The following is a 17,007-nucleotide window of genomic DNA, read 5'->3' on the forward strand; positions in this document are numbered from 1 at the left end:
TGTTCACGTGAACGTCGAAGTGACCCCGCTCCCCGGAATAGGCGTCCGTAAGGACTTCGCCACCCGCAACGGCCGTCGTGTCGGTGTGGTGACCCATCGCGATGGACACGTCGAGCTGATCGTGTCCAAAACGGACGATCCCGACGCCTGCCTGGCGTCACTTCCGCTCACCACCGACGAGGCGGGCGCGCTGGCGAATCTGCTCGGCGCGCCCCAGCTCGTCGCCCAGCTCACCGAAGAGCACCGGGACCTGCCCGGCATCAACACCAAACAGCTGCCGATCAAGGCGTCGTCGCCGTTCGACGGGCGGACGCTGGGCGACACCGCCATGCGCACGCGGACGAGCGTCTCGGTGGTCGCGGTGATGCGGGCCGGTCAGGTCCACCCCTCCCCCAACCCGGACTTCAACCTCACCGCGGGCGACGTGCTCGTCGCGGTCGGCACCTCCGAAGGTCTCGAGGCCGCCGTCAAGATCTTGAAGTACGGCTGATCGCGGATGGATCACACCGCACTGTCCTTGATCGAACTCGGGGCGGTCTTCTTCGGGCTGGGCGCGTTGGGACGCCTCGCCGGGAAGATCGGGATGTCCCCGATCCCGCTGTACCTGATCGGTGGCCTGTGCTTCGGGCAGGGCGGGCTGATCCCGCTCGGCGACATCGGCGATTTCACCCATCTCGCCAGCGAGATCGGTGTCGTCCTGCTGCTGCTCCTGCTGGGCCTGGAGTACTCGGCGGCCGAACTGTTCACCGGGCTGAAACGCTCGTGGGTGGCGGGTGTCGTGGACATCGTGCTCAACGCCGCGCCGGGGGCGATCGTCGCGCTCATCCTCGGCTGGGGGCCGATCGGCGCGATCGTCATGGCAGGCGTCACCTACATCTCGTCGTCCGGGATCATCGCGAAGGTGCTCGGCGACCTCGGCCGGCTCGGTAACCGGGAAACCCCGGTGGTGCTGTCGATCCTGGTGTTCGAGGACCTGGTGATGGCGCTGTACCTGCCGATCCTCACCGCGGTGCTCGGCGGGGTCAGCTTCCTCGGCGGGCTGAAGGCGGTCGGGATCTCGCTGATGGTCATCACCGTCGTCCTGGTGATCGCGCTGAAGTTCGGCCGGTACGTCTCCGCCGCGGTGGACAGCCCGGATCGCGAGGTGTTCCTCCTCAAGGTCCTCGGCGCGGCACTGCTGGTCGCCGGGGTCGCTTCGGCGATGCAGGTTTCGGCCGCGGTCGGCGCGTTCCTGCTCGGCATCGCGATCTCGGGTTCGACGGCGGAGAACGCGACGCACATGCTCGAACCGCTGCGAGACCTCTTCGCGGCCGTGTTCTTCGTCGTGTTCGGGCTCAACACGAACCCCGCCTCGATCCCGCCCGTGCTCGGCTGGGCGGTCGTGCTGGCGGTCGCGACCACGCTCACGAAGGTCGGCACCGGCTGGTGGGCCGCGCGACGGCAAGGCATCGGGAAGATGGGCCGGGCCCGCGCCGGGGCCGCCTTGGTCGCGCGAGGCGAGTTCTCGATCGTCATCGCCGGGTTGGCGGTGGCGGCGGGCGCGGTGACCGGCGAACTCGCGGCACTCGCGACGGCGTACGTGCTCCTGATGGCGATCCTCGGCCCGACGGCCGCGCGGATCGTCGAACCGGTCGCCCGCGCCCTGCAACGAAAGCCCTTCGGTTCGAAGACCCCCGCTTCCCAGACCGGCTAGCCGGCTCGTGAGTGGTAAGGACGGTTAGAACCGTCCTTACCACTCACGAGTTCGCTTAGCCGCGCTCGAGCCCCGAAACGGTGGCGGGAGCGATCTGGACCGGTGCCGACGGAAGCGGAGCCGGCACCGCCGACGGTCCCGCACCCGAGACAGGCAGAGCCAGCGAGGTCTTGCCCAGATCCACCGTGATCTTCGGGTACTGCGCCGGTCCCGAGATGAACGAGCCGTCCGTGCCGCCGATGATCAGCGCGAGCTGATGTCCCGCCGGGACGACGTGGTCCGTGCTCGCCAGCCGGAAGGTCATCGTGTACGGCTGCCCCGGCGTCAGCGGCGATTCCCTGCTCAGCGAACCGTGGTTGGCCAGATCCGCCCAGCCGCGGCTGATGATGTTCAGCCCCACCGAGACCGCGTCGGTGCTCGTGTCCAGGTAGCAGGCGTCGTTGCCGGAAGCGCTCGCTCCCCAGCAAGACTGGGTCAGCTCGTTCTTGATGCCTTCCTTCGGTCCGGTGTAGTTCCGGATGGTCGCCGGGCCGTAGTCCACCAGGATCGCCGAAAGACGGGCAGTGGACGTCGACGGCGTCGCGGTCACAGTCACCTTCGCCGTTCCGGACACGTGAAGGTCCTTCGCCAGCGCGCCGGTGCTGAACAGCACTCGCCCGCTCGAAGTCTCCGTCGGCTTCGCGGCCCAGCTGTTCGACGACTGACCGGAGGAGTCCGTGAACGACGCCGTGCCCGTGCCAGGAGAGCTGCCGAGCGTGCCGACCCCCGGAGTGCCGCCGGCCGCGGGGCGCAGGGTGACGGCACTGCCCGCGGGCCACACCGCCTGGTCCACCCAGACGTCGGGCTCGCGTTCCACACTCGCGCCGGGGGTCTTCTCGATGCCGTTGTCGACGCCGAGCAGATAGTGGTCGAACCACTTGTGCAGGGTGTCGACCCACTCCGACCGCCGGTAGTCGAACGGATCGACATGACCTGCCTGCGTCAGCCAGATCTTCCGCTCGACGTTCAGCGCTTCCCACCACTGCCCGAAGTTGATGGTCTTGACGTTGAGGTCGCCGAGGCCGTGCGAAGCGAGCACGCTGGCCTTCACCTTCGAAGCGCTCTGCACGTAGTCCCGGTCGAGCCAGAACGCGTTGTAGTCGCCGTTCGAGGTCGCACCAGCGGTGAGCTTCTGGTTCGCCGCACTGCAGTTCTGCCCGCCGTTGCGCCGGGACACGGTCTGCGCGAGCCCCGCCGGGCTGCCCTGGCGCAGGTTCGCGCCGTCGGAGCGGTAGTAGTCGTACCAGGAGCTGATCGCGCCGATCGGCACGATGGTCTTGAGCCCGTCGACACCGGTCGCGGCGACGCCGTTGGCCACCGTGCCGTCGTAGGACTTCCCGATCATGCCGACCGCGCCCGTCGACCAGGTCGCGTTCGTCCTGGCCGGACCGGTCGCCGTCGTGTAGCCGTTGGCACGGCCGTTCAGCCAGTCGACGACCTTACGCGCCGAGTTGATGTCCGAGGGCCCGCCGATATCGGTGCAACCGCGGGATTTGTTGGTACCGGCCAGATCCACCAGGACCACGGCATATCCACGGGGCACGAAGAAGTTGTCGTAGTAGAGCGGGAACCCGACCGGCCTGCCCGCCGAATCGTAGGTTTTGAGCTCGCTCTCGTTGCCGCGTCCGCAGCACGAGTAGTACGGGCTCGCGTCCATGATGACCGGGACCTTCTTGCCCTGCGCCGCCGGTTCCTTCGGCCGGATGATGTCGGCGGCGACCCGGTCCGAACGCCCGTCGCCGTCCCCGTCGAGCCCGATGTCCACCCAGGCCGTCTCGCGGACGGCCTTGGCGAAGTCGTAGACCGGTTCGCTGCTCCGCGGTTTCGCCGCGGCCTGCGGTGCCGCGATCACGGCCGCGGCCACCGCCAAGATCCCTGCCAGCACAACTGTTTTCACGGTTGAGCCCTTCCCCGTCGGCTGAAAGCCCGTCAGGGAGAGCTAAACGCGATGATCACCCGTGCAGTAGAGCGGAAAGTCTTGGTTATAGATCGACGGCGCGGTACAGCGAGCCGACCTCGCCGCGGTTCAGCCGCCGGATCGAGCCCGAGCGCTGGGCGCCGAGCTGGACGTCGCCGAGCGCGGTCCGGACCAGTTTGCGCACCGGGTGCCCGGTGGCCGCCATCAGCCGCCGCACGATGTGCTTGCGTCCTTCGTGGATGACCAGCTCGATCTGCGTACGGCCGGCCAGCATGTCCTTGACGCGGAACTGGTCCACCTTGACGATGCCGTCCGGCAGCTCGAAACCCGCCCGCAGTTCCTTGCCGAGCCCGCGAGGGACGATGCCCTCGACCTCGGCGAAGTAGGTCTTCAGCACGCGGAACGACGGGTGCATCAGCCGGTGGCCGAGGTCACCGTCGTTGGTGAGGAGCAGGAGCCCCTCGGTGTTCTCGTCGAGCCTGCCGACGTGCACGATGCCGGGCGTCTCCTCGTACCGGCCGCGCAGGTAGTCGCCGACGCACGGACGGCCGCGGTCGTCGTTCATCGTGCTGTGGACGCCCTTGGGCTTGTTCAGCAGGAGGTAGACGAGGTCCTCGCGGACCTGGACGCGGGTGCCGTCGACGTGGATCACGGAGTTGTCCGGATCGACCCGGCGGCCGAGTTCGGTGACCACCTTGCCGTCCACGCTCACGCGACCGCGCACGATCAGGTCCTCGGCGGCGCGCCGCGAGGCCACGCCCGCCTGCGAAAGGACCTTCTGCAGCCGAATGCCGTCGGGATGCGGGTCAGATGTCATCGATGGTGTCCACTTCGGGTAGCAACGGAGCGATGGGCGGAAGGTCGGCCAGGGACGACAGGCCCAGTCGCTCCAGGAACAGCTCGGTCGTCACGTACAGCGTGCCAGTGGTTTCGGGGTCGGTCCCCATCTCCTCGATCAGACCGCGCGCCAGCAGCGTCCTGATCACCCCGTCCACGTTCACCCCTCGGACGGCGGCGACCCTGGCCCTGGTCACCGGCTGCCGATAGGCGATCACGGCGAGGCTCTCCAGTGCGGCTCGCGTCAGCTTGGAACGCTGGCCGTCGAGCAGAAGCTTCTCCACGAACGGGGCATAGACGTCCCTAGTGTAGAACCGCCACCCTTCGCCGACTCGGCGCAGGTCGATTCCGCTGGTCCGCTCGGTGAACTTCTGCGCCATCGTGCGCAGCGCCACGGTCACCCGCGACACCGGCTGCCCGACCGTGTCGGCGAGCGATTCCTCGCTGATCGGCGAATCGACGACCAGGAGCAACGCCTCCAGCGCCGCTTCGAGCGCCTCGTCCGAGGTGACGTCGGGATAGTCGCCGTCACCGGCCGCCACGAGCCCCTCGTCGGCGGGCGGCTCCGCCTCGGCCTCCGGCTCACCCGGCTCGTCGGCCTCCGGCGGGCTGAAAGCGTCCTTCACCTCGTCGGACTCGGCGATGGGAGCTTTCAGCCCATCCCCGGTCTCGGGCGATTCGGTCTCTTCGGTGTTCTCCGGGGTCACCCGTACTCCTCGTCCTCAGCGGCGGCGCGATCGTGCTCGGCCGCCACCGACGCCTCCTCCACGGACCCGCCGGTCCAGCGCACGTGCAGTTCGGCGAGCGCCTCCAGCTGCTCGAACTGGACCGAGGACTCCCGGTACAGCTCCAGCAGCGCGAGGAACCGCGCCACGATCTCGACGGTGTGCTCGCAGTCGTCGACCAGTTCGCCGAAGGTCGCTTCGCCCCGTTCCGCGAGTTTGAGCCGCAGCAGCGCGGCGTGCTCGCGCACCGAGACCCGGCCCATGTGGATATGCGCGATCGACACCTGCGGCGGCGGCTTCGGTTTGAAGACCGCGACCGCGATCTCGGAGAACTTCCCCACGTCGACGCCGAGCATGACCTCGGGCAGCAGCCCCATGAACCGGTCTTCGAGCGCGACCGAACGCGGATAGCGCCGCAGCGCGCCTGCCTCCAGTTCCCCGAACAGCGCCGCGACCTGCTTGTACGCCCGGTACTGCAGCACGCGCGCGAACAGCAGGTCCCGTGCTTCGAGCAGGGCGAGGTCGTCTTCGCTCTCCACCTCGGCGGCGGGCAGCAGACGCGCCGCCTTGAGGTCGAGCAGGGTGGCCGCGATGACCAGGAACTCGGTCGTCTCGTCGAGGTTCCACTCCGTGCCGAGCGCACGGGTGTAGGCGATGAAATCGTCCGTGACCCGGTGCAACGCGACTTCGGTGACGTCGAGCTGGTGCTGCGAGATCAGCTGGAGCAGCAGATCGAAGGGGCCCTCGAAGTTCTCCAGGTGCACCTTGAACTTGGACGTGCTCAGCTCTTCGCTGGCCAGTCCCTCGGGGACCATCCCGCCGTGCACGGTCTCGTGCACGGCGGGGGTCTCGTCTGCCTCTGTCCGCTCGACCGGCTCTGAGCCGCTGGGAGCAGCCGCGGCCGGGTCGTCCATCAGTTCTCGGTCTCTTTCCCGTCCTCGCTGCCCGCCCGCAGGCGCTGGACGAGGACCGAGTCCTCGCCCGCCGCGTCGAAGTCGGCCAGCAGCACGGCCACCGCCTCGCGGACCAGCCTGCCGCGATCGAGGACGAGGCCGTGCTTCGCCCGGAGGTTCAGCCTGGCCTGCTCCATCGCCAGCAGTTCGTCGCCGGAGACGTAGACGGTGATCTTCGCGTCGTGCTTGGTCCGCCCGGAACCGCTGCGCGCGGCACGGGTCAGCTGTTCCTTGTGCGCGTGCGCCGGCTCGTTCCCGGATCCGTTCCCGTTGCCGTTGCCCTTCGCGGGGGCGGGCTGTTCGGGCGCGGGCGGGAGATCGAGGGCGGGGCTGGAGGTGATCCTGAAGAGTTCGGACGCTCCGGGCAGGGAAGCTCGCCTGCTCACCGAGCGATCACCTCGCGTGCCAGCGCGCGATAAGCCGCCGCGCCCGCTGATTTGGGGGCCCAGGTCGTGATCGGCTCGCCCGCGACCGTCGTCTCGGGGAACCGCACGGTGCGGTTGATCACCGTGTCGAACACGGTGTCGCCGAATGCCTCCACCACTCTCGCCATGACCTCCTTCGAGTGCAGGGTTCTCGGGTCGTACATGGTGGCGAGAATCCCGGTGATGTCCAGTTTGGGGTTGAGGCGTTCCTGCACCTTCTCGATGGTGTCGATCAGGAGCGCTACGCCTCGCAGACTGAAGAACTCGCACTCCAGCGGGATGATCACACCGTCCGCGGCGGTCAGTGCGTTCACCGTCAGCAGGCCTAGCGAGGGCTGGCAGTCGACAAGAACATAGTCGTAGTCGTTCATGACCGGACGAAGGACCCGTAACAACGTGTGTTCGCGCCCTACCTCTGCGACCAACTGGACCTCGGCCGCGGACAGGTCGATGTTGCTCGGCAGCAGGTCGACGCCGTCCACCCGGGTCTTCCGGATGACGTCGGTGATGCTGACCGAGCGCTCCATGATGACGTTGTAGACCGTCTGGTCCAGCTCGTGCGGCTGAATGCCGAGGCCGACCGAGAGCGCGCCCTGCGGATCGAAGTCGACCAGCAGCACCCGGCGGCCGCATTCGGCCAGCGCCGCGCCGAGGTTGATGGTCGAGGTGGTCTTGCCGACCCCGCCCTTCTGGTTGCACATGGCCATCACCAGCGCGGGACCGTGCCGGTCCAGCGGGGGCGGCTCGGGGATCTCGCGGAACGGGCGGCCGGTGGGGCCGATACCGTCCCTCTCGAGTTCCTGCTGCTTGGTTTCTTTGGCGCGCTTGGCCTTGCGGCCGCGGGAAGAGATCGTGTCCTCCGACGGTTCGTCGCCGTCGTGTTCGGCGGGGGTTGCGATGGTCACCTGGCTGAGGCTCGCCGCGGCCGAACCGGCGGACGCGGACGGCTTCGCCGGCTCGTTCGGTGTCGACATGGCGCGAAAGCTCCTCTTCGGCAGGATCCTCGGCAGCCTATGCGCGATCCGGGAGTCGAGCCAACGAGGCACGCCGGGACCGACCGGGGTGATTAGCCGAGCGCGCGCGGATGTGCTGTCGCGTAAACCTCGCGGAGCGTGTTGACCGTGACCAGCGTGTACACCTGGGTGGTGGTCACCGAAGCGTGGCCGAGCAGTTCCTGCACGACGCGGACGTCGGCGCCGCCTTCGAGCAGATGCGTGGCGAAGGAATGGCGCAACGTGTGCGGCGAAACGCCCGCCGTGATCCCCGCGGATTCCGCGGTGTCCTTGAGAACCTGCCACGCGCTCTGCCGGGAAAGCCTGGAGCCGCGGGCGTTCAGGAACATCGCCGGCGTCCCCCGGCCATGGGTGGCGAGGGCCGGCCGCGCGCGGACGAGATACGCGTGCACCGCTTCCAGTGCGGGACGGCCGATCGGCACGATGCGCTGTTTGCCGCCCTTGCCGTCGAGCAGCACGGTCCGTTCGGCGTCGTCGATGTCATCGACGTCGAGCCCGACGGCCTCGGAGATCCGCGCGCCGGTGGAGTAGAGCAGTTCGAGCAGCGCCCTGTCCCGCAGCGGTCGTTCGCCCTCGGGTGGCGGGGTTTCGAGCAGTTTCAGCACGTCGCCGACCGGAAGCGCCTTGGGCAGCCGTTTGGCCGCGGCGGGCGGGCGGACCTCGCGGGCCGGATCGTTCTCGGTGATGCCGTCGGCGTGCGCGAACTTGTGCAGCCCCCGCACCGCGACCAGCGCGCGGGCCGCCGAGGACGCGGCCAGCGGGCGATGCTCTTCGTCGCCCTCGCGCAGCGCCGCGCCGAACGAGGTGATGTGGGCCGAGGTGACGTCGGCGAAGCACTCGACGTCGGCGTCGACGAGGTACGCGGTGTACCGGCGCAGGTCACGCGAGTAGCTGTCGAGGGTGTTCCTCGCGGTCCCGCGTTCGACCACCAGATGGTCGAGGTACGCGGCGACCACCTGGGCGACTCCGGTACCGCCGGCCCGTGACACACGGACACTCTAGGACGACCGCGACCCGATCGGGGGTTCGCCGCGCGTACCGCGCCGCGGGTGTGAAACGGGCTACCTTGGGAGCATGTCCCAGCAACCGGACCCGGAGGAGATGCGCGTCGGCACCGCCGAACGCGAAGAGGCCGCGCGGCTGCTCGGCGACCACTACAGCCAGGGCAGGCTCACCCCGGACGAGTACGAAGGCCGCGTTCTCGCCGCGTACGAGGCCGTGACGCTCGGCGAACTCCGGCCGCTGTTCCAGGACCTGCCCGCGCCGCACCCGAAGTACCTGGCGCCGCGGTTCGACCCGCCGCCCTTCGTGCCCGTTTATCAGCAGCCCGCCGCGGTGCTGCCTTACTCGCCGAAGTCGAAGATCGCCGCCGGGGTGCTGCAGATCGTGCTGCCGTTCGGGATCGGGCGGTTCTACACCGGGCATATCGGTCTCGCCCTCGGCCAGCTCGCGGTCGTGCTGGTCACCTGCGGCGTCGGGGTGGTCTGGCCGATGGTCGACGGGATCGTGTTGCTGGCGAACGGCGGCACCGACGCTCAGGGCCGCCGTCTCCGCGACTGAAGCCTCGTGAGTGGTAAGGACGGTTAGAACCGTCCTTACCACTCACGAGCGTCAGAGACCGCGCGAAGCGAACTTCGTCGGCCGATCCTCCCAAGGAGCGTCCGCAGGCCGCGACGAAGCCGCCCCCGAAAGCACCGCGTGCGCGGCGAGCACGCCACCGACGGTCGCCCCGTTCACCAGCTCACCCGCCAGCGCCATCCGGACCGCCTCGGCGAGCGGGAACTTCCGCATGACGAGGTCGGCCTCCTCCTCGCCGAGCATCTCCCTGTCCACTTCGGACAGTTCGCGGGCGAGGTAGACGCGGACGACCTCGTCGGTGAAGCCGGGCGACGCAGCGACGTCGACCAGGGTCTCCCAGCGCTCGGCGCTGAGCCCGACCTCCTCGACCAGCTCGCGTTTGGCCGCGGCGACGGGGTCCTCCCCCGCCTTGTCGATCAGCCCGGCGGGCAGCTCCCACAGCCGCCGCCCGATCGGGTGGCGGTACTGGTGGATCAGCGTCACCGCGCCGTCGGCGTCCAGCGCGACGACGGCGACCGCGCCGAGGTGCTCGACGACCTCACGGCGGGCGGTGCCGCCGCCGGGCATCACGACCTCGTCGACCCGCAGCCCCACGACGCGTCCGATGTGGACGTCCCTTGTGGACGCGACGGTGAACTCGTGCATGCCGGGTTCGGTCACCGGGCCACCGTCTGCGGGGCCTCGGGCAGCTCGACCGGCAGCCGCTCGGCGACCTTGCGGTCCACGACGGCCTTCACGAACGCGCTGAACAGCGGGTGCGGCCGGGTCGGGCGGCTCTTGAGCTCCGGGTGCGCCTGGGTGCCGACGAAGAACGGGTGCTTGTCGGCGGGCAGCTCCACGAACTCGACCAGGTGGTCGTCGGGCGAGGTACCCGAGAACACCAGACCGGCGTCGGAAAGGCGCTTGCGGTAGGCGTTGTTGACCTCGTAGCGGTGACGGTGCCGCTCGGAGACCTCGGTGCTGCCGTACGCCTTCGCGACCTGCGAACCCGGCTTCAGCTTCGCGACGTAGGCGCCGAGCCGCATCGTGCCGCCCATGTCGCGCTCGCCGGCGACGACGTCGCGCTGGTCGGCCATCGTGGAGATGACCGGGTTCGGGCCGTCCTCGAACTCGGCCGAGTTCGCGTCCTTGATCCCGGCCAGGTTCCGCGCCGCGTCGATCACCATGCACTGCAGGCCGAGGCACAGGCCCAGCAGCGGCAGCCCGTGGGTGCGGGCGTAGGCGATGGCGCCGACCTTGCCCTCGATACCGCGGATGCCGAAGCCGCCGGGGATCAGCACACCGTCCACATCGGACAGCGCGGCCGCGGCACCGGCCGGGGTCTCGCAGGAGTCCGAGGGGACCCACGCGATCTGCACCTTGGCGCGGTGGGCGAACCCGCCCGCGCGCAGCGCCTCGGTCACCGACAGGTACGCGTCCGGCAGGTCGATGTACTTGCCGACGACCGCGACCCGCACCGTCTCCGACGGGTTGTGCACGCGGTCGAGCAGGTCGCCCCACACGGTCCAGTCGACGTCGCGGAACGGCAGCCCGAGACGGCGCACCACGTAGGCGTCGAGCGCCTCACGGTGCAGCACCTTCGGGATGTCGTAGATCGACGGCGCGTCGGGGCAGGCGATGACGGCCTCGGTGTCGACGTCGCACATCAGGCCGATCTTGCGCTTGAGATCTTCCGGCAGCTCGCGGTCGGCGCGGCAGACGAGCGCGTCGGGCTGGATACCGATGTTGCGCAGCGCGGCGACCGAGTGCTGGGTCGGCTTGGTCTTGAGCTCACCCGACGGGGCGAGGTACGGGACCAGCGAGACGTGGAGGAAGAAGCACTGGTCGCGGCCGACGTCGTGGCGGACCTGACGGCAGGCCTCCAGGAACGGCAGCGACTCGATGTCGCCAACGGTGCCGCCGACCTCGGTGATCACGACGTCCGGGCTGTTCCCGTCCTCGTCGGCGCCCGCCGCGGCGGTGATCCTCGCCTTGATCTCGTCGGTGATGTGCGGGATGACCTGCACGGTGTCGCCGAGGTACTCACCGCGGCGTTCCTTGGCGATGACCTCGGAGTACACCTGCCCGGTGGTGACGTTCGCCTTGCCGTCGAGAGCCCGGTCGAGAAAACGCTCGTAGTGCCCGATGTCCAGATCGGTCTCGGCGCCGTCGTCGGTGACGAACACCTCACCGTGCTGGAACGGGTTCATCGTGCCCGGATCGACGTTGAGGTACGGATCCAGCTTCTGCATCGTGACCCGGAGCCCACGTGCGGTAAGGAGCTGACCCAGGCTGGAAGCCGTGAGTCCCTTACCCAGAGAGGAGGCAACGCCTCCGGTGACAAAGACATACTTGGTAGCCCGCGACTGAAGTCCCACGGGCTTCCACCTTATCGCACGCCCGCGGTAGCGCTCATCGGCCACGCCGCAAGCGTCCGATGGAGTGGAAAACCGCTACCCTCGCGGCGTGACAGACGCGCACGACACCTGGACCGCACCGGTCGCGGAAGGCCCGCTCGACGCGGACATCCGCGTCCCCGGTTCGAAGTCGATCACCAACCGGGCCTACGTCCTCGCCGCGCTCGCCAGCGCGCCGACGCGGGTGCGGACCCCGCTCGACTCCCGGGACGCGCGCTTGATGCTCGGCGCCATCTACGCCCTCGGCGCCCACTCGCAGGGCAGCATCGGCGGCTACCTCGTGCACCCGCTCGGCCCCGGCCGTGTCCATCCCGACGAGACAGTCCGCGTGGAACTCGGCAACGCGGGCACGGTCGCCCGGTTCACCCCCGCGCTCGCCGCGCTGGGCACCGGCCCGGCGCTGTTCGACGGCGACGAGGCCATCCGCCGCCGTCCCATCGGCCCGCTGCTGAAGGCGCTGCGCGACCTCGGCGCCCGCATCGACGACGACCGCCGCGAGGCGCCGCCCTTCACCGTCCACGGCGAAGGCGGATTGCGGGGCGGCAGGGTCGATCTGGACTCCTCGGCGTCGAGCCAGTTCCTGTCCGCGCTGCTGCTCGCCGGGCCGTCGTTCCAGCAAGGTGTCACCGTGCGCCTGGTGGGCGGCCAGGTCCCGAGCGAACCGCATATCGCGATGACGGTCGAGATGCTCCGCCGTTTCGGGGCCACCGTGGACCGCGAGGGCACCGAGTTCCACGTCGCCCCGACGCGGCTTTCCTGTCCCGAGTACATCGTCGAGCCGGACCTCTCGACGGCGGCGCCGTTCGTCGCCGCGGCGATCGCGACCGGCGGCACGGTGCGGATCGCGGGCTGGCCGCAGCGGACGACGCAGCCCGGGGACTGGCTGCGCAGCCTGGCACCCGTTCTCGGCGCCACCGCCGAACTCGACGCGGCCGGACTGACCGTCACCGGCAGCGGCACGATCCCCGGCGTCGAGCTGGATCTGCACGACGTCGGCGAGCTGACGCCGGTGATCGCGGCACTGCTGTGCTTCGCCGAGGGGCCGTCGGTCATCTCCGGGGTGGCGCACCTTCGCGGCCACGAGACCGACCGGCTGACCGCGCTCGCCACCGAACTGTCGTCGCTCGGCGCCGACGTCCGCGAGACCGAGGACGGCCTGCGGATCACGCCGGCGCCACTGCACGGCGGGAAGTTCCACACCTACGACGATCACCGGCTGGTGATGGCGGCGGCCGTGCTCGGCCTGAAGGTCGAAGGCGTCGAGGTGGAGAACCCGGGGACGGTCGGGAAGACCTTCCCCGGATTCGCCGAGGCCTGGACCTCGATGCTCGCCGGCTAACCCGGACCCCGCCCCACCACCACCCTCAACGGGCAGGCTTCGCCTGGCTGCCGACACCCACACCGGCGAACGGAGTCGCCCGCCACTGGTCGATCATCGGTTTCGTGCCGTCCACCAGCATCGGCAGGTCGGGCGCCATCGACAGGCACGCGACCACCTGAAGCAGGCCCAGCGCTTCGAAGGTCCGCAGCACTCCTTCGTCGACCTCACGCAGGCCGAGTTCGACGGCGGTGGCGTTGTAGGCCTCGATGCCTTCGGGTCCGTTGAAGGCGAGGTCGCGTTCGATCGGGCCGCGGTTGACCAGTTCGAAGTCGGAGTACAGCTCGCCTTCGGTGGTGACGATCAGGTTGTAGCCCGGAGCGTCGCCGTGGACCGGCTGGACGGTGGCCCCGGGGAACGCCTTGGCGAAGGCCTCCTCCGATTCCACCAGCGGCCGGAAGAACTCCCATTCGCGGCGGGCGCGGTCGAGGTCGCCCGCGTCGAGCAGCTCCGGCCTGCCTTCGAGCTGGGCGAGACCGTCGGGGATGAACGGGTCGAGCCCGTTCAGGAACGCCAGGTCGCCCGGATAGTCGCGGAGCGTGGCATGCAGCTTCGCGACGAGCTTGGCCGAGTGCTCCACGGCGAAGTTCGCGTCCTCGACGAACTCGATCAGCTCCCAGAAGGTCATCGAGAAACCGTCGCGCTGCACGGGTTCAGCCGGCACCAGCGGGCTCGGCTTGACGACCGGAAGCCCCTTCTCGCCGAGCCAGGCGGCGACGGCCAGCTCGCGCCGCTGATCGGTCAGCTGTGTCTCCAGCGTGGTCGTGCGCGGCAGCACGGTCGGCACGCGCACGACGACCGGCGAAGGCGCCAGCCGCACGATGACGGAGAAAACGTCGTACAGGACCTCGGGTTCGGTGACGGCGATACCCAGGTCGCGTCCCGCGGAGACCGCGGCGGCCACCGCCCGCGCGGTGCGGACGGCCCGTTGTTCGTCGGTGATCATGTCCGCGAGTCTGACATGTCCGGTTCAGCCCGCGGAGCGTTCTCCGTCATCCTCGGGGAACAGCGTCTTCAAGGTCACTTCCCGGTTGACCCGCACATGCTCGACGGCGTGAGCCCGCGCCCGGTCGGCGTCGCCCGAAGCGATCGCCTCGTAGAGCCGGCGGTGTTCGTCGAGCAGTTCGCCCCAATGCTCGTTCTGGCTGGTCAGCCAGCGCAGCCTGCCTTCGAGCGGACGGAGGATCTCGTGCAGCAGGCCGTTGCCCGCGAGCGCGACGATCTGGTCGTGGAAGCGGGTGTTGAGCAGGGTGATGCGGGCCGGGTCGCCGCTTTCGGTCGCGCGGGCGGCGTCGGTGAGCAGCCGTTCGAGCGTGCGGAGTTCCGCCTTGCCCGCCCGCTCGGCGGCCAGGCCGGCGGCGAGCCCTTCGAGTGCCTCGCGGACATCGAACAGCTCCTCGACGTCGGCCCTGGCCAGCTGGCGCACGACGATCCGGCGGGGCGATTGGACGGCGAGGAATCCTTCGGCCTCCAGGCTGCGGATGGCCTCGCGCACCGGCACGCGCGAGACGCCGAGATCCTCGGCGAGTTCGCGTTCGACCAGCCTGTCCCCCGGCTTCAGCCGTCCGGCGAGGATACGTTCACGCAGCTCGTCGCGGACCCGCTGCCGGGTCGCGGCCAGCGGCTGACGCTGTCCTTCCTCGGCCACCTGACCCCCTCTTCAACACCGCCGTAACAGCTCGTAACCCGAGTTTATCGGCAGAAACCTTGACGACGGGCCACCGCGGGGTGATATTTGGGATGCCAAATTTTGGGATACCAAATCGACCGGACTCCCCGTCGATCGGAGGCCCGCATGACCGCCGCCCCAGCAACCCGGTCCGAAGCGCCTACCACCGAGAACGCCGATTCCCGGCTCTGGAACGAAGACCTCGCCCCGGCGAAGGAACGCCGCTGGAAGGTCTACGACATCTTCGCGCTGTGGATGTCGGACGTGCACAACCTCGGCAACTACACCTTCGCGGCGGGCCTGTTCGTCCTCGGGCTCTCGGCGTGGCAGGTGTTCACCGCCCTGCTGACCGGGTTCGTGCTCATCTACTTCGGCATGAACCTGATGGGCCGGATCGGCCAGAAGACCGGCGTCCCCTTCCCCGTGGTCGCCCGCATCAGCTTCGGCACGTTCGGCGCGAATCTGCCCGCGCTGATCCGCGCGATCATCGCGATCTTCTGGTACGGCATCCAGACCTACCTCGCCTCCGTGGCCATCACGCTGCTCGTGCTCGCGATCGACCCGGGGCTGAAACCGTTGACAGAGGTGGGTTTCCTCGGCCTGCACGCCCTCGGCTGGATCTGTTTCATCGCGTTGTGGCTGGCGCAGGCGCTCGTGCTCACCCGCGGCATGGAGGCCGTGCGCAAGTTCCAGGATTGGTGCGGTCCCGGCATCTGGGTCGTGATGATCGCGCTCGCCGTGTGGATCCTGGCCGCCGCCGACTGGAACATTTCCTTGACCAGCAACCCGAAGGCACTGTCCACAGGGGAGCAAGTACGGCAATGGTTCGGCGCCGTCGGGCTTATCCTGTCCATCTACGGCACCCTGATGCTCAACTTCTGCGACTTCTCCCGGTTCGCCCCGAACCAGAAAACGGTGCGGCGTGGGAACTTCTGGGGTCTGCCGATCAACTCGACGGCGTTCGCGCTGCTGTCGGTACTCGTCACGGCGGGCAGCCTCCAGGTGTTCGGTGAGGCCATCACCGACCCCGCCGAGCTGCTGGCCCGTATCGACAACACCCCCGTGCTGATCATCGGCGCGCTGACCTTCGCGATCGCCACCATGGGCGTGAACATCGTCGCGAACTTCGTCTCCCCCGCCTACGACCTGGCCAACATCTGGCCGAAACGGATCACCTTCACCATCGGCGGGATGATCAGCGCGGTCGCGGCGCTGTGCGTGCTGCCGTGGAAGCTGTACTCCTCCCCCGCGGTGGTCAACTACTTCCTCGGCGGCCTCGGCGCCTTCCTCGGCCCGCTGTTCGGCATCATGATCGTCGACTACTACCTGGTGAAACGCGGCCGGATCGACGTGGACAAGCTGTTCGTCGCCGGACCGGATTCGCCGTACCACTACAAACGCGGGTTCAACCCGAGGGCGATGGTCACCTTCCTGCCCACGGCGGCGTTGTCCGCGATCATCGCGCTGGTGCCGTTCTTCGCCCCCGCCGCGCCGTACTCGTGGTTCATCGGCACCGCTTCCGCCGCGGCCCTCTACTTCGTGGTGTCGCGCAAGCAGCGGGTCGCGTGATGCGGATCCTGGTCACCAACTGCAACACCACCGAGGCGATGACCAAGGAGATCGAGGCGGGTGCCCGCGCCGCCGCGAGCCCTGGCACCGAGATCCTGGCCAGAACGCCGTTGTGGGGCCCGGAATCCGCCGAGGGCTGGCTGGACAGCTTCCTCAGCGCCGCGGCCGTCCTCGACCTGCTCAACGGGCTGGACGAACCCTTCGACGCGCTCGTGATGGCCGGTTTCGGCGAGCACGGACGGGAAGGCGCCCGGGAACTGCTCGACGTCCCGGTCGTCGACATCACCGAGGCCGCCGCGCATCTGGCCTGTCTGCTGGGAAGACGCTACGGCGTCGTGACCACATTGGACCGGACGTGCGGGCTCATCGAAGACAGCCTGCACGCCGCGGGCGTCGCGCGGAACTGTGTCGGCGTCCTCGGCGCGGGGCTCGGCGTCCTCGAACTGACCGACGAACGCCGCACGGAATCGGCCTTGCTGACCGCCGGACGCCGGGCCAGGGACGCGGGTGCGGAGGTCCTCGTCCTCGGCTGCGCCGGGATGACCGGCCTCGATCGCCGCATCTCGGCGATGCTGGACATCCCGGTGATCGACGGCGTCGCCGCCGCCGTCCGCCTGGCCGAATCCCTGGTGGCGCTGAACCTCAAGACCAGCCGAGCCGGCTCCTACGCCCGGCCGCTCCCGAAAACCCGCCTCTGGCCCCGCGTTGTCGAGGGGTAACGCGAGGTCGCCGTGCCTCGCGGCCAAGGCGTGTCGCGAAAGCCACTTTCGCGACGTCTGATGTCCCGAAAGTGGCTTTCGCGACACGGTCGCCG

General features: G+C 69.2%; 17 protein-coding genes. 6 read left to right on the forward strand and 11 right to left on the reverse strand.

The genetic code is table 11. From position 1 onward, the window contains the following. Window positions 1-7: 7 nt before the first annotated feature. Together ACFWIW_RS20335 and ACFWIW_RS20340 are read left to right on the forward strand one after the other, a co-directional pair. Window positions 8-490 carry a cation:proton antiporter regulatory subunit gene (locus ACFWIW_RS20335; RefSeq protein WP_063272281.1) on the forward strand — a complete coding sequence of 161 codons (483 nt, stop codon included), beginning with the start codon at window positions 8-10 and terminating at the stop codon, window positions 488-490. Window positions 491-496: 6 nt separating this feature from the next. Continuing rightward, window positions 497-1,693: a cation:proton antiporter gene (locus ACFWIW_RS20340; RefSeq protein ID WP_378369855.1), complete on the forward strand. Its 1,197-nt coding sequence runs from the start codon at window positions 497-499 to the stop codon at window positions 1,691-1,693. 55 nt (window positions 1,694-1,748) lie between these two features. Here ACFWIW_RS20340 and ACFWIW_RS20345 read toward each other — a convergent pair whose 3' ends face one another. The 7 genes from ACFWIW_RS20345 to xerD form a co-directional block, all read right to left on the reverse strand. Continuing rightward, complete coding sequence (locus tag ACFWIW_RS20345) at window positions 1,749-3,617, reverse strand: Xaa-Pro dipeptidyl-peptidase (protein WP_378369878.1); 1,869 nt, start codon at window positions 3,615-3,617, stop codon at window positions 1,749-1,751. Between the two features lie 97 nt (window positions 3,618-3,714). Then, entirely contained in the window at window positions 3,715-4,467 is a 753-nt protein-coding gene (locus ACFWIW_RS20350; protein ID WP_007035528.1) for a pseudouridine synthase, read from the reverse strand. Then, window positions 4,457-5,194 carry an SMC-Scp complex subunit ScpB gene (scpB, locus tag ACFWIW_RS20355; RefSeq protein ID WP_378369856.1) on the reverse strand — a complete coding sequence of 246 codons (738 nt, stop codon included), beginning with the start codon at window positions 5,192-5,194 and terminating at the stop codon, window positions 4,457-4,459. Before scpB ends, ACFWIW_RS20350 begins: the two co-directional genes overlap by 11 nt. Beyond that, on the reverse strand, window positions 5,191-6,126 hold the full coding sequence (locus ACFWIW_RS20360; RefSeq protein WP_378369857.1) for a segregation and condensation protein A: 936 nt from the start codon (window positions 6,124-6,126) through the stop codon (window positions 5,191-5,193). The genes scpB and ACFWIW_RS20360 overlap by 4 nt, the downstream gene beginning before the upstream one ends. After that, entirely contained in the window at window positions 6,126-6,551 is a 426-nt protein-coding gene (locus tag ACFWIW_RS20365; protein WP_378369858.1) for a cobyrinic acid a,c-diamide synthase, read from the reverse strand. The genes ACFWIW_RS20360 and ACFWIW_RS20365 overlap by 1 nt, the downstream gene beginning before the upstream one ends. Then, window positions 6,548-7,564 carry a ParA family protein gene (locus ACFWIW_RS20370; RefSeq protein ID WP_378369859.1) on the reverse strand — a complete coding sequence of 339 codons (1,017 nt, stop codon included), beginning with the start codon at window positions 7,562-7,564 and terminating at the stop codon, window positions 6,548-6,550. Before ACFWIW_RS20370 ends, ACFWIW_RS20365 begins: the two co-directional genes overlap by 4 nt. A gap of 92 nt (window positions 7,565-7,656) precedes the next feature. Continuing rightward, window positions 7,657-8,559, reverse strand: coding sequence for a site-specific tyrosine recombinase XerD (gene xerD, locus ACFWIW_RS20375; protein ID WP_378369879.1), 903 nt, complete (start codon window positions 8,557-8,559; stop codon window positions 7,657-7,659). A gap of 118 nt (window positions 8,560-8,677) precedes the next feature. On the opposite strand from xerD, the gene ACFWIW_RS20380 reads away from it, so the two are divergent. Further along, window positions 8,678-9,163 carry a DUF1707 domain-containing protein gene (locus ACFWIW_RS20380; protein WP_378369860.1) on the forward strand — a complete coding sequence of 162 codons (486 nt, stop codon included), beginning with the start codon at window positions 8,678-8,680 and terminating at the stop codon, window positions 9,161-9,163. 51 nt (window positions 9,164-9,214) lie between these two features. Here the strand turns inward: ACFWIW_RS20380 and ACFWIW_RS20385 are convergent, their stop codons facing one another. Together ACFWIW_RS20385 and ACFWIW_RS20390 are read right to left on the reverse strand one after the other, a co-directional pair. Further along, entirely contained in the window at window positions 9,215-9,841 is a 627-nt protein-coding gene (locus ACFWIW_RS20385) for an NUDIX domain-containing protein (protein ID WP_378369861.1), read from the reverse strand. Continuing rightward, the gene (locus ACFWIW_RS20390) at window positions 9,838-11,538 is read right to left on the reverse strand and encodes a CTP synthase (RefSeq protein ID WP_081976085.1); all 1,701 of its coding nucleotides are present in this window, start codon (window positions 11,536-11,538) and stop codon (window positions 9,838-9,840) included. The genes ACFWIW_RS20385 and ACFWIW_RS20390 overlap by 4 nt, the downstream gene beginning before the upstream one ends. 88 nt (window positions 11,539-11,626) lie before the next feature. Between ACFWIW_RS20390 and aroA the strand changes: the two genes are divergently transcribed. Then, window positions 11,627-12,916 carry a 3-phosphoshikimate 1-carboxyvinyltransferase gene (gene aroA, locus ACFWIW_RS20395; RefSeq protein WP_378369862.1) on the forward strand — a complete coding sequence of 430 codons (1,290 nt, stop codon included), beginning with the start codon at window positions 11,627-11,629 and terminating at the stop codon, window positions 12,914-12,916. A gap of 25 nt (window positions 12,917-12,941) precedes the next feature. On the opposite strand, the gene ACFWIW_RS20400 is transcribed toward aroA, so the two are convergent. After that, window positions 12,942-13,901, reverse strand: a complete 960-nt coding sequence (locus ACFWIW_RS20400) for a phosphotransferase (protein WP_378369863.1) — start codon at window positions 13,899-13,901, stop codon at window positions 12,942-12,944. A 24-nt stretch (window positions 13,902-13,925) separates the two neighbouring features. Continuing rightward, window positions 13,926-14,603, reverse strand: a complete 678-nt coding sequence (locus ACFWIW_RS20405; protein ID WP_378369864.1) for a GntR family transcriptional regulator — start codon at window positions 14,601-14,603, stop codon at window positions 13,926-13,928. A 147-nt stretch (window positions 14,604-14,750) separates the two neighbouring features. Between ACFWIW_RS20405 and ACFWIW_RS20410 the strand changes: the two genes are divergently transcribed. After that, window positions 14,751-16,193, forward strand: coding sequence for an NCS1 family nucleobase:cation symporter-1 (locus ACFWIW_RS20410; protein ID WP_378369865.1), 1,443 nt, complete (start codon window positions 14,751-14,753; stop codon window positions 16,191-16,193). Then, window positions 16,193-16,912 carry an aspartate/glutamate racemase family protein gene (locus tag ACFWIW_RS20415; RefSeq protein WP_378369866.1) on the forward strand — a complete coding sequence of 240 codons (720 nt, stop codon included), beginning with the start codon at window positions 16,193-16,195 and terminating at the stop codon, window positions 16,910-16,912. The genes ACFWIW_RS20410 and ACFWIW_RS20415 overlap by 1 nt, the downstream gene beginning before the upstream one ends. Window positions 16,913-17,007 lie beyond the last annotated feature (95 nt).

It is taken from the genome of Amycolatopsis sp. NPDC058340 (assembly GCF_042723975.1).
GTDB lineage: Bacteria > Actinomycetota > Actinomycetes > Mycobacteriales > Pseudonocardiaceae > Amycolatopsis.

What these genes read in the sequence shown, in the direction of transcription:
- ACFWIW_RS20340 (WP_378369855.1), top strand. Translation starts at nt 497, where the DNA reads ATGGATCACACCGCACTGTCCTTGATCGAACTCGGGGCGGTCTTCTTC.
- ACFWIW_RS20350 (WP_007035528.1), bottom strand. Translation starts at nt 4,467, where the DNA reads ATGACATCTGACCCGCATCCCGACGGCATTCGGCTGCAGAAGGTCCTT.
- ACFWIW_RS20360 (WP_378369857.1), bottom strand. Translation starts at nt 6,126, where the DNA reads ATGGACGACCCGGCCGCGGCTGCTCCCAGCGGCTCAGAGCCGGTCGAG.
- ACFWIW_RS20370 (WP_378369859.1), bottom strand. Translation starts at nt 7,564, where the DNA reads ATGTCGACACCGAACGAGCCGGCGAAGCCGTCCGCGTCCGCCGGTTCG.
- ACFWIW_RS20380 (WP_378369860.1), top strand. Translation starts at nt 8,678, where the DNA reads ATGTCCCAGCAACCGGACCCGGAGGAGATGCGCGTCGGCACCGCCGAA.
- ACFWIW_RS20400 (WP_378369863.1), bottom strand. Translation starts at nt 13,901, where the DNA reads ATGATCACCGACGAACAACGGGCCGTCCGCACCGCGCGGGCGGTGGCC.
- ACFWIW_RS20410 (WP_378369865.1), top strand. Translation starts at nt 14,751, where the DNA reads ATGACCGCCGCCCCAGCAACCCGGTCCGAAGCGCCTACCACCGAGAAC.
- ACFWIW_RS20415 (WP_378369866.1), top strand. Translation starts at nt 16,193, where the DNA reads ATGCGGATCCTGGTCACCAACTGCAACACCACCGAGGCGATGACCAAG.